Source organism: Brevibacterium sediminis, from assembly GCF_013623905.1.
In the GTDB taxonomy this organism is placed as follows: Bacteria; Actinomycetota; Actinomycetes; order Actinomycetales; family Brevibacteriaceae; genus Brevibacterium; species Brevibacterium sediminis.
In genome coordinates this window covers 70,971-89,166 of sequence record NZ_JABKDD010000012.1, presented here as the reverse complement: position 1 = coordinate 89,166, position 18,196 = coordinate 70,971, and the positions used below count along the sequence as shown (strand labels likewise).

The window sequence follows — 18,196 nt, the reverse complement described above, 5'->3', positions numbered from 1 at the left end:
AGTCGTGTGAGAATCGTTCCATGAGCTCTCACCCGGCGGAACCTCACCGAGCGCACGACGCGGACTCCACGGCCACCTCGGCGAGGGTTGCCCGTCGGCTCAGCCCCGATGGGCGGCTCATCGGACTCGATGTCGCCCGCGGGATCGCCCTCTTGGCGATGATGGTCACGCACATCTTCGCCCTCAGCGACGAGACGGGGATGCCGACCTGGGCGGCGGTCTTCGCCGGGCGCGCCTCGGCGCTGTTCGCGGTCCTCGCCGGCTGTTCCCTGGTGCTCTCGACCCGATCGCGGATGGCAGTGTCGGGGCGGTTGCGCGATGCGGCACCGAGCGTGCTCATCCGGGCGGCGGCCATCGTCCTCATCGGGCTCTGCCTCGGGTCGATCTCCGGACTGCTCGCGGTCATCCTCGTCAACTACGGGATCATGTTCGCCCTCGCCCTGTTCTTCCTGCGGCTGCGCGCGGGGGCGCTGTTCGCGATCGCCGGGGTCTGGATGGTCGTCTCCCCCGTCGTCTCGATGTGGGTGCGTTCGACGTTCCTCCTCGAACCGAGCTACCTGCCGATGGGCTTCTTCGACTTCGCGACGCCGGGGACGATGCTCACCGATCTCTTCCTCACCGGCTATTACCCGGTGCTGCAGTGGCTGTCATACATTCTGCTCGGCATGGCCGTGGCGAAGCTCGACATCGGGCGCCACCTGCTCGCACTGTTCACCACCGGACTCGGACTCTTCATCATCGGTCGCGGCGCCTCATGGATTCTGCTCAATGTCTTCGGCGGTGATGCCGCGCTCGTGGAGGTTGCGCAGATGTGGGGCACGGATCTCACGGCGGCCCTGTTCACCGGCAGCTACGGCGTGACTCCGGCGACGTCGTGGTGGTGGCTGGCGATCGCGGGACCGCATTCGGGGACGCCGTTCGATCTGCTCTCCACGGGTGGAACCGCGGTGATGACGATCGCTGCATGCCAGGCCGCTGCAGCGCTCTTGGGTCGCCAGTCATGGGTGCTCGCACCGCTGTCGGCTCCGGGATCGATGCCGTTGAGCGTGTATTCGGCGCACGTCGTGCTGTTGGAGATCACGAGGTCTCAGATCGTCGGCGATCCGTTGGAGGAATCCGCAACTGCTGGCGAGCAGACTCTCGAGTTCGTCATCCACGCACTCACATTCGTGCTGCTGCCGCTGCTGTGGAAGTTGGTTGTCAGCAGCCGCGGCCCGTTGGAAGGCGGGATCGCGGGCATCATCAGGGTGGCGTCGCCGGGACCTAAGCGCCCTGCTTCTGACCTTCCCGGAAGAGGCTGATCGATTTGCGCATCGTGGCCCGCGCCCGTTTCCGGTCGCCGCTGGCATCGTAGGCGCACGAGAGCCGGAACCAGGATCGCCAGTCCTCGGGGGCGGCCTCGGCTTCGGCCTGGTACTTCACGAATTCCCTGTCGGCGGCCTCGCGGATGATCTTTCCGCCCGGCGTCCTGGGCAGGTCGTCGACGGGCAGTCCGCCTTCCTCCCCGAGAATGCGGGCGAGCTTCTCCGTACGGGCGCCGAAGACGAGTTCGACGATGAGCGTCCACGCGCCGATTACGGGCAGGACGAACAGGGCGATACCCATGATCTTGGGGATCATCGCGGGCTCGCGGACGAGGATCCACGCCCGCTGACCCATGAGGACGAAGTAGAAGACGAGGACGACGGAAACGATGATCGCTCCGATCTTGGCCTTCGACATCAGAGGTCGAGCATGTTCTCGAGGCCGTGGATGAGCCCCGTGTAATCGGCGATGGACCGCACGGCGGTGACGATGCCGGGCATGAACGCCGAGGTGGAGTGCGAGTCCGTGCGGATGGTCAGGGCTTCGCCGTCGGAACCGAAGAGGATCTCCTCGTGGGCATTCATGCCCTGCTGACGGATGGCGTGGACGTGGATTCCGTCGATGACGGCACCGCGTGCACCCTGCGGATCGGATTCGGTGGAGTCGGGAACGGCGGGCAGACCGGCGGCATTGCGGGCGGCGGCGATGCGCTGGGCCGTGTGGTTCGCCGTGCCGGACGGGGCGTCGAGTTTGCGGGTGTGGTGGATCTCGACGACTTCGGCCGAGTCGAAGTAGGGGGCCGCGAGCTCGGCGAAGCGCATGGCCAGGACGGCACCGATCGAGAAGTTCGGGGCGATGAGCACCGCAGTCTCCGGGTGGTTCTTCAGCGTGGCTTCGAGTCGGGCCAGGCGGTCGTTGTCCCAGCCGGTGGTGCCAACGACGGTGTCGATGCCGTTCTCGACGAGGAAGGTGACATTGTCCTCGGTGGATTTGGGAACGGTCAGTTCGACGGCGACGTCGATGTTCTTCTCGAGCAGGGTCTCCAGCGAATCGCTGCTGCCGAGTGCGGCGACGAGTTCGAGTCCTTCGGCGTCGTTGATCGCATCGACGGCGTGGGATCCCATCCGACCCTTGGCTCCGATGACGGCTACGCGAATGCTCATATGCTGTGACTCCTTGTGCGATGATCCCTGCGAGGTGTGCCGGTCGGGCCGAGGCGAGACGACCGGAACGATCTCCGCCAGTCAGTCTAGCGACCCTCGGCAGTTCTCTTCACATCCAGTGACCATCCGAACACTCCCAATTACTACCTGACGGCGGCGCAGCAACCTGGCGCGAGGTTGCTGGGCCGCCGTCAGGTAGTTCTGGAGGGGACGATGCGGGGTCAACGAGGTGGGTCGAACGGTATGCGCGGTCCACGGTGCCGCGGGTCTCCACTCAGCCGAGCGCAGACCTCGGTGTCGTATCTGATGCCGTCGTAAAGGAGTTTCTCTCGTTCGCGGCCTTCGACGATGAAACCCGCGTTCCTCGCGACTGCCGCCGAAGCCGGGTTGTTCACCCGGTAGCCGAGTTCGAGCCGGTAGATCCCGAGTTCGTCGTGGAGGAGGTCGACGAGGCTGCGCAGCGCTGCCGACACCAGGCCCTGGCCGCGTGCTTCGGCCACGGACCAATAGGAGATCCACGCGCTCGAGTGCCGGCGTTCGATCCCGGAGGCCATGACGTTTCCAAGGATTCGTCGCCCTGAACGGTCACCGTCATCAATGATCGCCCGAGCGCAGAGGTCACCGGCTGCCTCGGCGTCGGTGATGGTCTCCAGCCATGTCTGGGCACCACCGATCGTGCGGTCGTCGGGGATGTTGCTGAGCAGTGCGTCATCGGCCCGCTCATACACCTCAGCCAACGCCTCGGCATCACCCGAAGCGCCTGACTGCCAGGGTCGGAGAATTGCGCTCATCCGGCCACCTTATCCGCAGTCGCCGGTCCGCCAGCGCCCGCTCCGAGGTCTCAAACAACCTGACGGCGGCCCAGCAACCTCGCGCGAGGTTGCTGGGCCGCCGTCAGGTAGCAATTGGGGTCTCAGCCGAGGAGGAGGCCCTTGGTCTGAGCGACTGCGCGGTCGAAGCGTGCGCCGGCGTCTGCCCAGTTGACGATGTTCCACCAAGCCTTGACGTAGTCGGGCTTGACGTTCTGGTAGTCGAGGTAGAAGGCGTGCTCCCACATGTCGAGCTGCAGAACCGGGGTGCCGCCGAGCTGGATGTCGGACTGCTGGTCCTTGAGCTGCTCGATGAAGAGGTTTCCGCCGAGCTGGTCGTAGACGAGGACGGCCCAGCCGGAGCCCTGGATCGTGGTGGCCGCGGTGGTGAAGTGCTCGCGGAACTTGTCGAACGAACCGAACTGGTCGTCGATGGCTGCGGCGAGTTCACCGACCGGCTTGTCTCCACCGTCCGGGGACATGTTGTTCCAGAAGATCGAGTGGTTGACGTGGCCGCCCAGGTTGAACGCGAGGTCGCGGGTCAGCTTCGGCACATTGGCGAGGTTGCCGGATTCGCGGGCTTCGGCCAGCTGCTCAACGGCGGTGTTGGCGCCCTTGACGTAGGTGGCGTGGTGCTTGTCGTGGTGCAGCTCCATGATGCGAGCCGAGATGTGCGGCTCAAGAGCGGAGTAGTCGTAGGGCAGTTCCGGAAGTGTGTACTGCTCAGCCATGAGATTCCTCCTGATCAGATTTGATGACCACCACATCGGTGGCTTCATTTCGACCCTATCCCAGGGTCTCATCTCGGACAACAAGGGGTCCGTCGGGTCTATTCCATATGACGCCGAGTGACTTCACCCGAGGTTGCGTGAGATGAGCAGCCGCATGATGTCCGAGGTGCCCTCCTCGATCTCCTCGAGCTTGGCATCGCGCATCCACTGCTCGACGGGATGCTCTCGCGAATACCCCCATCCGCCGAGGGTCTGCACGGCCGCCCAGGTGCAGAACATGGCCGTCTCCGAGGCGTTCAGCTTCGCCATCGCCGCCGCGGCCGTCATCCGCTGTCGATCAACGGCATCGCCGGCGTCGAGCATCCGCGCCGCATTGAGCACCTGCAGCCACGCCGCATCGATCCGCGAGGACATGTCCGCCAGCCGGAACGCGACGGCCTGATGATCGATGATCTTCGTCCCGAACTGCGTGCGCTCCCGCGCATAGTCACGCGCATATTCGAAGGCCGCCCGTGCCGTGCCGAGCGCCGCAGCACCGAGCACCACCCGAGAGATGTCGAAGGTGCGCATGAGTCCGTAGAAGCCCTGCCCCTCCTCGCCGAGGCGGCCCAACGTGGGCACGAATGCGTCGGAGAAGAAGATCTCCCGACACACGATGGCTCGCTGTCCCATCTTCTTCATCGGCGCACCGAACTCCATCCCCTCGGTCTCCCTGGGCAGCAGGAATGCGCTGATTCCGCGAGAGCGCCGGCTCGAGTCCGTCTTGGCGAAGACAACGTAGAAATCGGCGAGCCCCGCGTTCGAGATCCAGGCTTTCTGCCCGTTGAGCACGTATCCACCGTCGACGGCATCCGCCCGGGTCATGATCGAAGCCGAGTCCGATCCGGATCCGGGTTCGGTCGTTGCCAGCGCCGTGATCTTCGGGTCTGCTCCAGTCAGCGGGCGCAGCCACTCCTCCTTCTGCTCCGGCGTGCCCAATGCGAGAATCGGGTCGGCGAAGAAGCCGTTCGAACACACGAAGTTCCCGATGCCCGGATCCCCGAAGCACAGCTGTTCCTGGACAAGGCACTGAGTGAAGACATCGGTGAATCCGCCGCCGCCGTATTCCTCGGGAATCATGAAGTCGGTGATCCCGAGCCGTGCTGCCGCCGCAAAGATGTCGACGGGCGATTCGGTGTCGGCCTCGTCGACGCGGCGACCGGCCGGGCGGATCGTGTCGTGGGCGAATCCGCGCACGAGGTCGAGGATGTCATGCTGTTCATCGCTCAGCGGCCAAGGTGTGTAGCTCATCAGTTCTCCTTCGAAGTGTCAGTGGAGGTCGGGCGCCTCACTGCGCCCGGCCGACGTCCCTCGTCCCCGGTCAGTCGAGCATGTCCGCTCCGGCCCGGGAATCCTCGGTGATGTGGATGAGCGTCGGGCCGACCGCTGCCTCCGCCTCGCTGAGCGCGGCCAGCAGCGCGTCCGCGCCGTCGACGTGGATTCCGCGTGCCCCCATCGCCTGCGCGAGTGCCGGGAAATCCGGCCCGGTGAGCTTCACCCCTGACGGAGTGTCCCCGCGGTCCTCCATCTCATTGCGGATCTCCCCGTACCCGCCGTTATCGACGACGATGAGGCACATCCGCACGCCCGCCTGCACGGCCGCGGCGAGTTCGGCGATCGTGAACATCGATCCCCCATCGCCTTCCACCGCGACCACTCTGGCCTGCGGAGCAGCGAGTTTCGCACCGATGCCGGCGGGCAGCCCGTAACCGAGCGTGCCTGCCCCGGCCGGGTAGAGGAACCGGTCACCGGAGCGAGCTTTCCACCCGGTCTGCACCCCGTAATAGCAGGCCATCGTCGAATCCGCTGCGACGAAGAGCGGTGAGGTGTCCGATTCCGCGAACGCTGTGAGTGCGGCCGACAGATCGGCCCAAGGTCGGCCGCCGGTTTCCATCGCCGAGGCGGCCCTGCTCTTCCAGCCGGCCGTCCAGTTCCGTGCGGCGGCGGTCGCGGACTCCGTCCGCAGCGCTGACACTTGTTCGTTCAGGGCCGCTGTCGCGTTCTTCGCGGCGGCGAGGATCGGATGGGTGACGGTCGCGTTCGTGAGCATCTGCACTTCGTCGATGTCGATGCGCACCACGGTGTCGGGCAGCGGCAGGGGTTCCGGCCAGAAGTCACTGGGTGCCAGTTCCGTACCGATCGCGATGACCGCATCGGCATCGCTTGTGAGTTCGGGAAGCAGCTCGAGGACCCCGACGGCGCCGATGGTGGTCTCGGCGCGGTCATCGACGAGTCCCTTCGCGTTCGAGGACAGGACGATTCCCGCTCCGAGCGTCTCAGCCAGAGCTGCGACCTCCGCTCCTGCTCCGTGTGCTCCGGCCCCGGCGATGATGAGCGGTCGATTCGAGCCGGCGATCGCCTCGGCGGCAGCATCGATCTCCGAGGACACGGGAGCCGGCAGCGCCCGGGTCACGGACGGATGGAGCTGTCCCGGGCCGGCGTCTTCGATGAGGTCGAGGGGGATCTCGATGGCGGCCGGGCGGGGCCGGCCTGAGCGCATCGCCGACAGCGTCTGCCCGACGGCCAGCGACACCTCGCCGGGGCTCGTGACCCGCATGACCTCGGTCAGTACCGCCGAGAGGGCCGCGGACTGGTTGCGCACTTCGTGAAGGAGTCCGTTCCCGCGGCCGGGGTGGGTCAACGGCATGCCGGGGGTGATGAGGAGGACGGGCACGGAATCGGTGAAGGACTGCAGCAGGGCGGTGAGTGCGTTGAGTGCGGCCGGCCCGGTGGTCGTGACGATGACCTGCACCTCGCCGGTGACGCGGGCGGCTCCATCGGCCATGTAGCCCGCGCCCTGCTCGTGGCGAGGTGAGACGATGTCGATGCCTGCGGCGCTCAGCTGCGCGAAGATCTCGAGGTTGTGGGTGCCGGGGATTCCGAAGACGCGGGTGATCCCTTCGGCCTGGAGCGCACGAGCCAGGTGTGCTCCGCCGGTGATGGTCGTCTGGTCCATTCTCATTCCTCGCTGTTCGGTTTCTCTGCTGGCACGTTCTCTGCGGTCGGGTTCTCCGTCGTCACGACGAGTGCGTCGACGGCCAAGGCGCTGTCCGGAGCGACTCGCACCGGGTTGATCTCGATCTCGGCGATGGCGTTGTTCCCGGCCACCATTCTGGATACCGCGACGATGATTTCGGCGAGGGCGTCGATATCCGCGGCGGGTCTGCCCCGCCATCCGGTGAGCAGCCGCGAGCAGCTCAGTCGCGAGATCATGTCCAAGGCTTCGGTGTGGGTGACGGGGGCGAGTTCGAGCCACGTGTCGGCGAAGAGTTCGGTCTCTGTCCCGCCGGCGGCCACGATGACGAGCGGCCCGAAGTTTTCGTCCTGCCGACCCCCGACGAGGATCTCGACGACGTGATCGCGCGTGTCCATCTCCTCGAGGATGTACTCACCCTCGCCGAGGCGACCCACCATGTCCGCGTATGCCGTTTCGACTGCGGGGAGATCGCTCAGTCCCAGGGCGATGCCGCCGACCTCGGTCTTGTGGGCGGGCCATCCGGCCTTGAGCGCGAACGGCGGTCTGAGTTCGGACGCCTTGGCCGCCTCGGCGGGTGCACGGGACTCCCCCGGGCCCACGCTGCCCACAGTCACAGCGGCAGGGACGGGAATCCCAGCGCCCTCGATCACTGCTCGAGCGGCCGCGTATCCGGTGCCCCACGGGGTGACGGGGCCGGTGAGTTCGAGGGATTCGGTGAGCCGACCCGAATGGGCGGCGTAGAAGCCGGCGCGGGCGAGCACGCGCATGGCCGCTTCGATGGAGGTGTAGGCGGGTATGCCGAGCTCCCAGAGGTGGGTGACGGCGGGCGACGATGCGCTCATCGAGTGGACGATGACGGGCTTCTTCGCCTCGGCGACGAGCTCGCCCAGACGATCGACGACAGCCAGTTCTCGGTCGCGCAGGTCGGGGACGTCCTCGCCGTAGCAGCCGAAGTATCCGGAGACGACGACAGCGTCGATGTCCGTATCGGTCAGCAGCACCTCGGCGAGGTCAGCATAGACATCAAGGTTCTTCTCTCCTGCGCCGTCGAGGTCGATGGGATTAACGATGTGGTCGGCCTCGGGCAGCAGTTCGCTCACGCGTCCGGCAGCGCCGGCGCTGAGTTCGCGCACGTCGAGTCCCCAGCTCTCGGCGGTGTCGGCGGCGATCGCTCCCTGTCCGCCCGAGTCGGAGAGCACACCGATGCGCCGGTCTTTCGGCAGCCAGGCGGAGGCGAAGAATCCGGCGAGTTCGACGAGTTGTCCGGGGGTGGCCAGGCGGATGGCGCCGGCGGCCCGGCAGGCGGCATCGACGGTGTCCATGGCCGAGGTCATCGATCCGGTGTGGGATCTCGCGAGACGCGCTCCTGCACTGGAGGCTCCTGTAGTCAGGATCATCGTCGGCTTCCCGGCGGCGCGCAGGGCTTTGAGGGCTGAGACGAGGGCGGCTCCGCCGGTGAAGGATTCGAGGTAGAGCGCGACCTGAGCGGTGGCGGGGTCGTCGACGAGGGTGCCGAGCACCTCGGCGGCGCGGACGTCGGACTGTCCGCCGATCGAAGCGAATCGGGAGACGCCGAGTCCGCTGCGGGCCGCGAGTGTCGCGATCTCCGTGCCGAGCTGGCCGCTCTGGGTGACCACGGCGAGACTTCCGGGTATGAAGTTGCCCCAGGCCAGGAGCAGATCGGCGTGTGAGTCGACGATCCCGAGCGAGTTCGGGCCGATGAGGCGGCCGCCGGTCTCACGGATAGTGGCAGCCAGTTGGTCGGCGTCGGGGACGCGGGCGGAGATGATGAGGAAGGCGCGCACTCCGTTCTCGAGTGCTTCGGCGACGACTCCCGCCACGGTGGGGCCGGGCACGGAGATGACGAGCAGCTCGGGCGTCTCCGGCAGGTCTCTCAGGCGAGCGTACGTCGGCTGGCCCTGGATCGAGCCGGCTGTGGCGTTGATGAGGTAGACGCGGCGGCGCTCGGCCCCGCGCAGAGCTCCGGCGGCGAGCCAGAAACCCCATTTGCTGGAATCGTTCGATGCTCCAAGGACGGCGACGCTGCCGGGATCGAAGAACGCGTCCATATCGCTAGCTTTCCGTCACCGAAACGGCAGCGGCAGCACGATCGCCCAAAGCGGCGAGATTCGCATCGACCTTCGCCTGGGCGGCCCCCCGGGGACTGATGCCCTGGTCGCGAGCTGCGGTGAGGACTTCGGCGGTGAGGTCGCGCAGGGTCGTCGTGACGATGGTGCGGCCGTCCTCCCAGCTGCCGTCGACGTCGCCGAAGGTCACCCACCACCACCAGGCGTTCGTCGCCGAGTTCGCGAGGAAGTCCGGGACGACGATGACGCCGCGAGCCAGCAGCGTCTCTTCGGCCGCGGGCAGGACAGGCATGTTCGCGGCCTCGACGATGAGTGAGGCGGTGATGCGGTCGCAGTTGTCCGGCGTGATCGAGTAGCTCACGGCCGCGGGGACGAGGACATCGGCGTCGGCGGCGAGCCAGTCGTCGCGATCGCCGACGCGGTCCTCCGGGCGCAGCGCTTCGCGGTCGATTCCGCCGAACTGGTCCCGGGTGACCAGCAGCGCTTCGACGTCGAGCCCGGCAGGGTTGGACACGAACCCGTCGGCGTCGGCGATGCCGACGATGCGCAGTCCCGCCTCGGCGAGATAGCGGGCGGTGGCACCGCCCATGGAGCCGAATCCTTGGATGACGGCGGTGGATTCGCTGGGGTCGCGGCCGGCGTCGTGCAGGGCCGCAATCGCCGAGGTGGCCACACCGAGGCCGCCGACGAGTTCGTCCTGGGCGACGCCGTCGACGACGGCGGAGAAGGCCTTCTCCGCACGGGCCTCGACGGCGACGGGATCGTCGACGAGCTTGTTGACGGCGGAGAGTCCCGAGCCGAGTTCGCGGCGGGCGAGGATCTCGTCGATGTCGTCCTGGCGAACGCCGAGGTCTTCGCCGAGGGCCCAGTAGGCGTGCATGATCGGGTTGATGTCGACGAGGAAGCGTTCGAGGACGTCCTTGGCTCCGGGTGCGCGGGGGTCGAAGTCGATTCCGCCCTTGGCTCCGCCGACGGGCACATAGTGTCGGCCCTCGCGCAGATGGATCGCTTCCTTGCGGGTCATCCCCTGGGCGAGTCCGCGCACCTCCTCGAGGGTGCAGCCTTTGCGCATGCGCAGACCGCCCGAAGCGGTGCCGCGCACGAGGGTGTCGATGACGACGTACCCGTGTGCACCGGTGTCCGGATCCTGCCAAGTGATGTCCATGAACATGGGGCTCCCAAAAGATCGGCGTCTCAAGACTCTTACTGAACCGCTATTCAGTAAGACGTGTGACTCCAGTCTGTCCGGGTGAGGGCCACCACGTCAAGGCCGCTAGGATCGAAGCATGCCGACAGCACTCATCACCGGAGCCGGACGAGAGAACAGCATTGCCGCGGGAGTGGCCGCACGACTGTCGTCCGACGGCTGGACCGTGTGCACGAGCGATCTCGATCGCGGAGACTACCCGTGCGACCTGTCATCGGCTCAGGAAGCTCAGGAGCTGGTCGGTCGGGTGAGCAGGGATCATGGCACCATCGACGGATTGGTGCTCAGCCATGCGCACGGCGAAGAGTCCGGGATCTTGGACACCACCGCCGACAGCTTCGACCGCCACATGGTTGTCAACGCACGCGCGTCGCTGCTCCTCATCGCGGCGTTCGCGAAGCAGATCGGCGAGTCGGGAGGCGCGATCGTCGCCTTCACCAGCGATCACGCCACGGGCAATCTGCCCTATGGAGCATCGAAAGGCGCGCTCGATCGAATCGTCATCTCCGCTGCGCGGGAACTCGGACCGAAGGGGATCTCTGCGAACGTCGTCAATCCTGGGCCGATCGATACGGGCTGGATGGACGAAGAGACGAGGACCGGGCTGATCCCTTATCAGCCGCTCGGCCGCATGGGCACTCCTCGCGACATCGCCGGGGTCACTGCATTTCTGCTCTCTGCTGAGGGTCGGTGGATCAGCGGCCAGCTGCTGTCTGCCGACGGAGGGTTCTCCGCTCGCTACTGATGGGAGCGCACGGCAGTCGACCACATGACCGCACGGAAGCATTGTTGGGTCGATCCGCGGCGTTCTGGACGTGCAGAACACCGTGGATCGACCCAACAATCACCCTCAGCCGAGTTCGCGGGTGAGGAAGTCGTCGACCCAGGTGCTCAGCGCCTCTGTGTCAACGGTCTCCGAATTGACCATCACCTGGATAGCCAGGCCGTCGAGGAAGGCGAGGACCCTGGTCGCGCCCGACGCGGTGCCGCCTTCAGGTGCCGTGCACTCCCCCGCCGCGATGGCCTCGTCCATGAGGTGCACGAGAATCGACTTCCACTCCCGGTCGAGAGCGGCGAATGTTGCTCTCAGACCAGCATCGAAGAGTCCGGCCGACCAAGCGTCGATCCAGATCTTCCAACTGCGCGAGGAGCCGCTTGGCAGGTACCAGCCGACGACGTCCCGCAGTCGCTGGAGAGCCGAGACCTGCCCGGCAGCCAGCTCCCGGGCACGGTCGATGTCCTGCCGCCCGGCGAAATCGAAGGCCTCGGCGACGAGGGCTTCCTTCGTCTCGAAGTGGTAGATGACGAGACTGGCGCTCAAGCCCAGACGCGCGGCGACGTCGGAGACGCGCAGCGCGCGCAGACCCGTCGCCTCGATCTCCTCGACCGTGGCCGCCAGGATCTCCTCCCGGCGGACCGCTGCGCTCTTCCTCGCCATCTCGCCTGTCTCCTTTCACGTTCCAGCCGGACGGCATCCCGCGCCCGAGGCTCGACGCCCCGAACGCGGCGACGCGCTCAGGGCAGTTCAACCTCGGCGGCCGGTCCGACCAGCGCCAGAGCCTTGGGCCGCGACAGCAGCCGCCCGGCCATCTCGCTGACGTCCTCGGCCGTGACCGAGCGGACGCGTTCGATGAGGTCCATCGGCGATTCGAGCGGCAGCCCGAAGATCTCCGACCGGGCGAGACGATTCATCCGCGCCGCAGAGGACTCGAGTCCGAGCACCATCGACCCCGACAGTTGGGACACGATCTCGTCGAGCTCGAACTGACTCGGCGTCTCCTGCGCCAGCCGATCCCATTCGCTCACCGCCAGATCGACGACGGCCTGAGCGTTCTCGGCCGTGCATCCGGCGTAGATGCCGAAGGTGCCGGTATCCGTGAACTGGCTGGCCACGCAGTTCACGGCATAGGCCAGTCCGCGCTCCTCGCGCACGCTCTGGAACAGTCGCGACGACATTCCCCCGCCGAGCATGGTGAGCATGACCGAGTAGATGAACCGGTCGTCGTCGCCTTCCGGCAGGCCTTCGCAGCCGAGCATGATGCCCAACTGTTCGATGTCTTTGACGGTGTGCGACTTTCCGGAATGGAACTCCGGACGCACCCGTGCGGCCCCACCGAGGTGCGAGCCCTTCGCCACCGAGGCGGCGTCCCCGTTCCCCGCGCCCGACCAGACGTCGGCGCGGGACCCGAGCCCCGCCTCGGCGAGGGCATCCTCAACCATCTCGAGGACCTCTTCGTGGGTCGCCCCGCCCGCGGCGGCGATGACCAGACGAGGCGGGATATACGTCGACTGATAGTGGTCGATGACCGTGTGGTGGCCGAGCACGCGGGCCTGATCCTTCGTCGCACCCACGGGCCGGGCCAGCGAATGCGGCCCGAAGACCAGAGAATCGAAGTCGTCGAAGAGGACGTCTCCGGGATCATCGGCGGACATGGCGAGCTCTTCGATGATGACACCGCGCTCGCGTTCGAACTCCTCGACGTCGAGTTGGGAGTTCGAGACCATATCGACGAGGAGGCCGGTGATGTTCGGCAGATCCGTCACGAGGCACCGGGAGTAGTAGCAGGTGAGCTCCTTGGCGGTGATCGCATTCGAATCCCCGCCGGTGCGGTCGAAGGCCGCGGCGATGGTCTTCGCATCGCGGCTGCCGGTGCCTTTGAACAGCATGTGCTCGAGGAAATGCGTCGAGCCGGCGGTCTCGGCGGATTCGTCACGGGACCCGGCCGCGACCCAGATCCCGATCGTCTCCGAGGCCAGACCCGGCATGTGTTCGGTGGTCAGCGTCAAACCACCGGGGAGGACAGACCGATCGATTCGGCTGCCCTCCCCGGTGTGCGAACTGCTCAGTATCAGTTGTCTGATCCCTCTTCGTCCGATTTCTCGTCTTCGTCGGTGACCGGAGCCAGCGACAGCTTGCCGCGGTCATCGATCTTCGTGATCTCGACCTGGACCTTCTGGCCCACACCGACGACGTCTTCGACGTCCTCGACGCGCTTGCCGTCGTTGAGCTTACGCAGCTCGGAGATGTGCAGCAGGCCGTCCTTGCCCGGGGTCAGGGACACGAATGCGCCGAAGCTCATTGTCTTGACCACGGTGCCCAGGTAGCGTTCGCCGACCTCGGGAACCTGCGGGTTCGCGATCGCGTTGATCATCGAACGGGCGGCCTCGGCGGCCGGTCCGTCCGTGGCACCGATGAGGACGGTTCCGTCGTCTTCGATGCTGATGTCCGCGCCGGTGTCCTCCTGGATCTGGTTGATCATCTTGCCCTTGGGCCCGATGACCTCACCGATCTTGTCGACGGGGATGTTCACGGAGATGATCCGCGGTGCCGTCGGGGCCATCTCGGCCGGGGCGTCGATGGCCTCTGCGATGACGTCGAGGATGACCATGCGTGCTTCGCGGGCCTGCTTGAGGGCGGCACCGAGCACCGAGGCGGGAAGGCCGTCGAGCTTGGTGTCGAGCTGGATCGCGGTGATGAAGTCACGCGTACCGGCGACCTTGAAGTCCATATCGCCGAAGGCATCTTCGGCACCGAGGATGTCGGTCAGAGCCGCGTAGGCGGTCTGCTCACCCTGGTCGGTGGAGATGACGTCGGAGACGAGACCCATGGCGATGCCGGCGACGGGCGCCTGCAGCGGCACACCGGCCGAGAGCATAGCCAGCGTCGAGGCGCAGACCGAGCCCATCGAGGTCGAACCGTTCGAACCGAGGGCCTCGGAGACCTCACGGATCGCGTACGGGAAGTCCTCACGCTTGGGCAGAACGGGCACGAGGGCGCGTTCGGCGAGAGCGCCGTGGCCGATCTCGCGGCGCTTCGGGCTGCCCACGCGGCCGGTCTCACCGACCGAATAGGGCGGGAAGTTGTAGTGGTGCATGTAGCGCTTCGACGTCTCGGGTGAGAGCGAGTCGATGGTCTGCTCGAGCTTGAGCATATTCAGGGTGGTGACACCCAAGATCTGGGTCTCGCCGCGTTCGAAGATCGCCGAACCGTGCACGCGCGGGATGACGTTCGTCTCGGCGGTGAGCGGACGGATGTCCTTGAGCCCACGGCCGTCGATGCGGACCTGCTCGGTGAGGATGCGCTTGCGCACGACCTGCTTGGTCAGGGCGTTGAGAGCGTTCGCGATCTCCTTCTCACGGCCTTCGAAGCGCTCTCCGAGCTTCTCGAAGAGCTCGTCGAGGAGGGCGGCACCGGCGGCTTCCCGCTCCTGCTTGTCGGCGATCGTGAAGTTCTCGGTCTGCTTCGCCTCGGCGAGTTCCTTCACCGCTTCGAAGACGTCGTCCTCGTAGTCGCGGAAGACGGGGAATTCGACGGTCGGCTTCGCGGCGCGATCGGCGAGCTCGGACTGCGCGCGGCAGAGCTCTGCGATGAACGGCTTCGCAGCTTCGAGACCTTCGGACACGACCTCCTCGGTGGGGGCCGCGGCACCGGTCTTGATCTTGTCGATGGCGTTGTCGGTGGCTTCGGCCTCGACCATCATGATGGCGACGTCGTCACCGACGACACGACCGGCGACGACCATGTTGAACACGGCGTCCTCGAGCTGCGAGTGGTTCGGGAAGGCGACCCACTGGCCGTCGATGAGCGCGATGCGCACACCGCCGATGGGGCCGGAGAACGGCAGACCCGAGAGCTGAGTCGACATCGACGCGGCGTTGATGGCCAGAGCGTCGTAGATGTGGTCGGGATTGACCGACATCACGGTGACGACGACCTGGACCTCGTTGCGCAGGCCCTTGACGAACGAGGGGCGCAGCGGACGGTCGATGAGGCGGCAGGTCAGGATCGCGTCTGTCGAGGGGCGTCCCTCACGGCGGAAGAACGAGCCGGGGATGCGGCCGGCGGCGTACATGCGCTCTTCGACGTCGACTGTCAGGGGGAAGAAGTCGAAGCCCTCACGGGGGTTCTTGCCGGCCGAGGTGGCCGAGAACAGCATGGTGTCGTCGTCGAGGTAGGCGACGGCGGATCCGGCGGCCTGCTGGGCAAGTCGTCCGGTTTCGAAGCGAATGGTGTGTTTGCCGAAGCTGCCGTTGTCGATATGGGCAACGGCGGATTCAGGGTTGAGTCCCACGTAGTCTCCTATGTTGTGCCGGCACGCGGTGGTCTGCGGTGCGCAGGTGATAGTTCTCAACGCATGAGTGGACGCGCTGCCTTCGGCGGTGTGCCCTCGGCAGTGCGCGACCCCGCGTCGTTCCGGCGGGATATTGGCTCGGACATCCCATGGATCCAAGCCGGTCATCGATCGGGGCCCACGGAACCGGCGCTCAAGCGCTCATTCCTCCGGAGGCCACTACCGAAGACCGAAACGTCCATGGCGTGGTTGTCCGGTACGAAGTCTACCGCAGAAGCACAGAAGCGCCCCACCCGAAGGTGGGACGCTTCCATTTCAGCTGCGCTGAGTCGAATCAGCGGCGCAGGCCGAGGCGCTTGATGAGCGAGCGGTAACGCTCGATGTCGACCTTCGCGAGGTACTTGAGCATGCGGCGACGCTGGCCGACGAGGAGCAGCAGGCCACGACGCGAGTGGTGGTCGTGCTTGTGATCCTTGAAGTGCTCGGTCAGGTCGGTGATCCGGCGGGTCAGCAGTGCAACCTGGACCTCGGGAGAACCGGTGTCGCCCTCATGAGTTGCATATTCCTTGATGATCTCTTGCTTCACAGCGGTATCGAGAGCCATGGAGTTCTCCTTCGTGTCGTTGCGCGGCGCAGGGACCTGAAGTCTCTGCCCTATGGGACCGCGGCCGGTGAAAACGGCAGAGATCAGCTTATCAGGTGTGCAGGACCTCGCGCACATCGGCGATGTCCTCATGCATCTGCACGATGAGGTCGTCCATCCCGGTGAACGCGACCTGCCCACGGATGCGGGAGACGAATTCGAGAGTCATCTCACGGTCGTAGACGTCGAATTCGCCGAATTCCTTGTCGAGCACGTACGCCTCGACCCGTCGGACCTGTCCCTGGAAGGTCGGGTTCGTGCCCACGGAGATCGCGGCCGGGTACGCCTGATCCTCACCGGAGAACGTCGCCCAGCCGGCGTAGACGCCGTCGGCGGGGACGAGTCCGTCGGGATCGTCCGAGAGGTTCGCCGTCGGAAATCCCAGGTCGCGTCCGCGGGCATCGCCGTGGACGACGGTGCCGTGGAGTGCGTGGTAGCGCCCGAGCTGGTCGGCCGCCTCGGCGACATCACCGGCAGTGAGCTGCTCCCGGATCCGGGAGGACGAATACCGACCCCCGCGCCCGACTTCGTCGATCGTTTCGACACGGAACCCGAATTTCTCGCCGAGGCGGCGCAGAGTCTCGATCGTGCCTTCATTGTCCTTGCCGAACCGGACGTCGTCGCCGACGACGACGATCTTCGCGCGCAGGGCTTCGACGAAGTACCGGCGCACGAATTCCTCGGCCGACTGGGCGGCGAAGTCGAGGTCGTAGGGCTGGATGAGGAGGCCGTCGATTCCGGTGGCGGCGATGAGGTCGGCGCGCTGCCGGGTCGAATTGATCATCACGGTCGGCTCGTCGGGGCGGTGGACCGTGCGCGGGTGGGGATCGAAGGTCATTGCGATCGAGCGCAGGCCTTCTTGCCTGGCCAGGGCGGCGACGGTGGTCAGGACCGTTTCGTGTCCGCGGTGCACGCCGTCGAAGTTGCCGAGGGTGACGACGGTGCCGACAGCGTCGACCTCGACCTCACCGAGTCCGTGATACAGCTCCACCAGACATTCGCTCCTTCCGTGCACCGATTCAGATTATCGCAGAGATCTTCCGCCTCCTAACCCGGACCTCGCCGAGGCGGAAGGACGGGTTCAGGCAACGATCGCCCACCCGATGACGCCGAGGAGGGAGGCCAAGGCGATGGAGACGAAGGTGCCGATGATGAACCGCTCCCCCGCGGCCGCCGAGGACTTGATCTCCGCGAAGCGCCCGAGCCCTTTGACCGCGATGACCACGGCCATGAGTTCGGGGCGACCGAGCACGATCGCACCGGCGATGAGTGCGCGTTCAACGATGCCGATCCACAGTCCGCCGCGCAGGACTTCGACGTCCTCGGCTCCTGTGCGTTCGGGCTTGGAGCCCGGGCCCGCATGGGTCAGACGGAGGAGAAGCGGGACGAGTGGCCAGCCGATGAGGGCCGCGATGATGGCGGCGGCGATGGCGACGAGCACGTCAGTCCACATGTGCGTCTCCTTCCGATAGGGCTCGTTGGAGCCGGTCGAGGTGATGTCGGGCCAGGTGCTCGGCCCCGGCGATGATCTCGGCGGGACCGGCCGCCAGCACCCGAGAGACCGCCTGTTGGGAGACGTCGAATTCCGCGGCGATCTCGGCCTGAGTGGCATCAGGGTGGTCCAGTCGGTATCCGACGTAGCCGCGGGAGTGACCGCGCAGCTCTGTCAGCGTGCTGATGAGGAGCCGCAGAGCTGCCTCCGCCAGCCCACGATGGTCACTGTCCGCATCGGCGCTGACGACGTCCGGGTCGGCGCTCACGACGAGGTGGACCGGTGCGGATTTGGCCGCTTCGACCGCCTGGCGGGCGGAGTAGAAGGCTTCTCCCCTGCCTTCGGTGGTCGTCTCGGGCAGCGGCCGTTCGACCTCGCCGATTCCGAGGCCGATATGCCAACCGGAGTCGATGCCGATACGGCGGACCGCCTCGGCGACGGCGTCGGGACCGTCGAGGACCCCTTGGACCTCGTCACCGATGGTGCGGGCGAAGGGAACGACCGTGTCGATCGGAGAGAGAGCATCGAGGATGCGGGGCACCGCGTCGGCGTTCGACCGCGAATCCTGCTGGTCGATGGTCAAGACGAACATAGGACAAGTAGACCAGATGATAGCCTCAGACACAATAGTTTCAGTTGTATCTGATGAATACAAACTATTTAGTTGTTTC

At 66.2% G+C, this 18,196-nt stretch carries 17 protein-coding genes; 2 read left to right on the top strand and 15 right to left on the bottom strand.

The genetic code is table 11. The features are described 5' to 3' along the window. The first annotated feature begins 20 nt into the window (after positions 1-20). A complete protein-coding gene (locus HK108_RS14660; protein ID WP_181272044.1) occupies positions 21-1,301 on the top strand; it encodes a heparan-alpha-glucosaminide N-acetyltransferase domain-containing protein in 1,281 nt (426 codons plus the stop codon). On the opposite strand, the gene HK108_RS14655 is transcribed toward HK108_RS14660, so the two are convergent. The 8 genes from HK108_RS14655 to HK108_RS14620 form a co-directional block, all read right to left on the bottom strand. Next, positions 1,264-1,722: a tetratricopeptide repeat protein gene (locus tag HK108_RS14655; protein WP_139908413.1), complete on the bottom strand. Its 459-nt coding sequence runs from the start codon at positions 1,720-1,722 to the stop codon at positions 1,264-1,266. The two genes, HK108_RS14660 and HK108_RS14655, sit on opposite strands and share 38 nt — an antisense overlap. Then, on the bottom strand, positions 1,722-2,468 hold the full coding sequence (gene dapB / locus HK108_RS14650) for a 4-hydroxy-tetrahydrodipicolinate reductase (protein ID WP_181272043.1): 747 nt from the start codon (positions 2,466-2,468) through the stop codon (positions 1,722-1,724). The genes HK108_RS14655 and dapB overlap by 1 nt, the downstream gene beginning before the upstream one ends. Before the next feature lie 221 nt (positions 2,469-2,689). Further along, positions 2,690-3,259 (bottom strand): GNAT family N-acetyltransferase, encoded by a 570-nt coding sequence (locus HK108_RS14645; RefSeq protein ID WP_181272042.1) that lies wholly within the window; start codon positions 3,257-3,259, stop codon positions 2,690-2,692. Between the two features lie 122 nt (positions 3,260-3,381). Next, on the bottom strand, positions 3,382-4,008 hold the full coding sequence (locus HK108_RS14640; RefSeq protein ID WP_135539373.1) for a superoxide dismutase: 627 nt from the start codon (positions 4,006-4,008) through the stop codon (positions 3,382-3,384). 123 nt (positions 4,009-4,131) lie between these two features. Next, positions 4,132-5,298 carry an acyl-CoA dehydrogenase family protein gene (locus tag HK108_RS14635; RefSeq protein ID WP_181272041.1) on the bottom strand — a complete coding sequence of 389 codons (1,167 nt, stop codon included), beginning with the start codon at positions 5,296-5,298 and terminating at the stop codon, positions 4,132-4,134. Between the two features lie 70 nt (positions 5,299-5,368). After that, positions 5,369-7,003: a thiamine pyrophosphate-binding protein gene (locus HK108_RS14630; protein ID WP_229664178.1), complete on the bottom strand. Its 1,635-nt coding sequence runs from the start codon at positions 7,001-7,003 to the stop codon at positions 5,369-5,371. 2 nt (positions 7,004-7,005) lie between these two features. Beyond that, positions 7,006-9,093 (bottom strand): acetate--CoA ligase family protein, encoded by a 2,088-nt coding sequence (locus HK108_RS14625; RefSeq protein WP_181272039.1) that lies wholly within the window; start codon positions 9,091-9,093, stop codon positions 7,006-7,008. Between the two features lie 4 nt (positions 9,094-9,097). Continuing rightward, positions 9,098-10,282: a Glu/Leu/Phe/Val dehydrogenase dimerization domain-containing protein gene (locus HK108_RS14620; protein ID WP_181272038.1), complete on the bottom strand. Its 1,185-nt coding sequence runs from the start codon at positions 10,280-10,282 to the stop codon at positions 9,098-9,100. Positions 10,283-10,397: 115 nt separating this feature from the next. On the opposite strand from HK108_RS14620, the gene HK108_RS14615 reads away from it, so the two are divergent. Continuing rightward, on the top strand, positions 10,398-11,063 hold the full coding sequence (locus HK108_RS14615; RefSeq protein WP_181272037.1) for an SDR family NAD(P)-dependent oxidoreductase: 666 nt from the start codon (positions 10,398-10,400) through the stop codon (positions 11,061-11,063). 105 nt (positions 11,064-11,168) lie between these two features. On the opposite strand, the gene HK108_RS14610 is transcribed toward HK108_RS14615, so the two are convergent. The 7 genes from HK108_RS14610 to HK108_RS14580 form a co-directional block, all read right to left on the bottom strand. After that, positions 11,169-11,756 (bottom strand): TetR/AcrR family transcriptional regulator, encoded by a 588-nt coding sequence (locus tag HK108_RS14610; protein WP_181272036.1) that lies wholly within the window; start codon positions 11,754-11,756, stop codon positions 11,169-11,171. A gap of 77 nt (positions 11,757-11,833) precedes the next feature. Next, a complete protein-coding gene (locus HK108_RS14605) occupies positions 11,834-13,105 on the bottom strand; it encodes a M16 family metallopeptidase (protein ID WP_229664179.1) in 1,272 nt (423 codons plus the stop codon). Positions 13,106-13,167: 62 nt separating this feature from the next. Beyond that, the gene (locus tag HK108_RS14600) at positions 13,168-15,390 is read right to left on the bottom strand and encodes a polyribonucleotide nucleotidyltransferase (RefSeq protein WP_139468948.1); all 2,223 of its coding nucleotides are present in this window, start codon (positions 15,388-15,390) and stop codon (positions 13,168-13,170) included. 334 nt (positions 15,391-15,724) lie between these two features. Then, positions 15,725-15,994 carry a 30S ribosomal protein S15 gene (gene rpsO / locus HK108_RS14595; protein ID WP_039210907.1) on the bottom strand — a complete coding sequence of 90 codons (270 nt, stop codon included), beginning with the start codon at positions 15,992-15,994 and terminating at the stop codon, positions 15,725-15,727. 91 nt (positions 15,995-16,085) lie between these two features. Continuing rightward, positions 16,086-17,024, bottom strand: coding sequence for a bifunctional riboflavin kinase/FAD synthetase (locus HK108_RS14590; RefSeq protein ID WP_181272035.1), 939 nt, complete (start codon positions 17,022-17,024; stop codon positions 16,086-16,088). 90 nt (positions 17,025-17,114) lie between these two features. After that, the gene (locus tag HK108_RS14585; RefSeq protein WP_139468782.1) at positions 17,115-17,486 is read right to left on the bottom strand and encodes a hypothetical protein; all 372 of its coding nucleotides are present in this window, start codon (positions 17,484-17,486) and stop codon (positions 17,115-17,117) included. Continuing rightward, a complete protein-coding gene (locus HK108_RS14580) occupies positions 17,476-18,117 on the bottom strand; it encodes a hypothetical protein (RefSeq protein WP_139468783.1) in 642 nt (213 codons plus the stop codon). The genes HK108_RS14585 and HK108_RS14580 overlap by 11 nt, the downstream gene beginning before the upstream one ends. Positions 18,118-18,196: the final 79 nt, after the last annotated feature.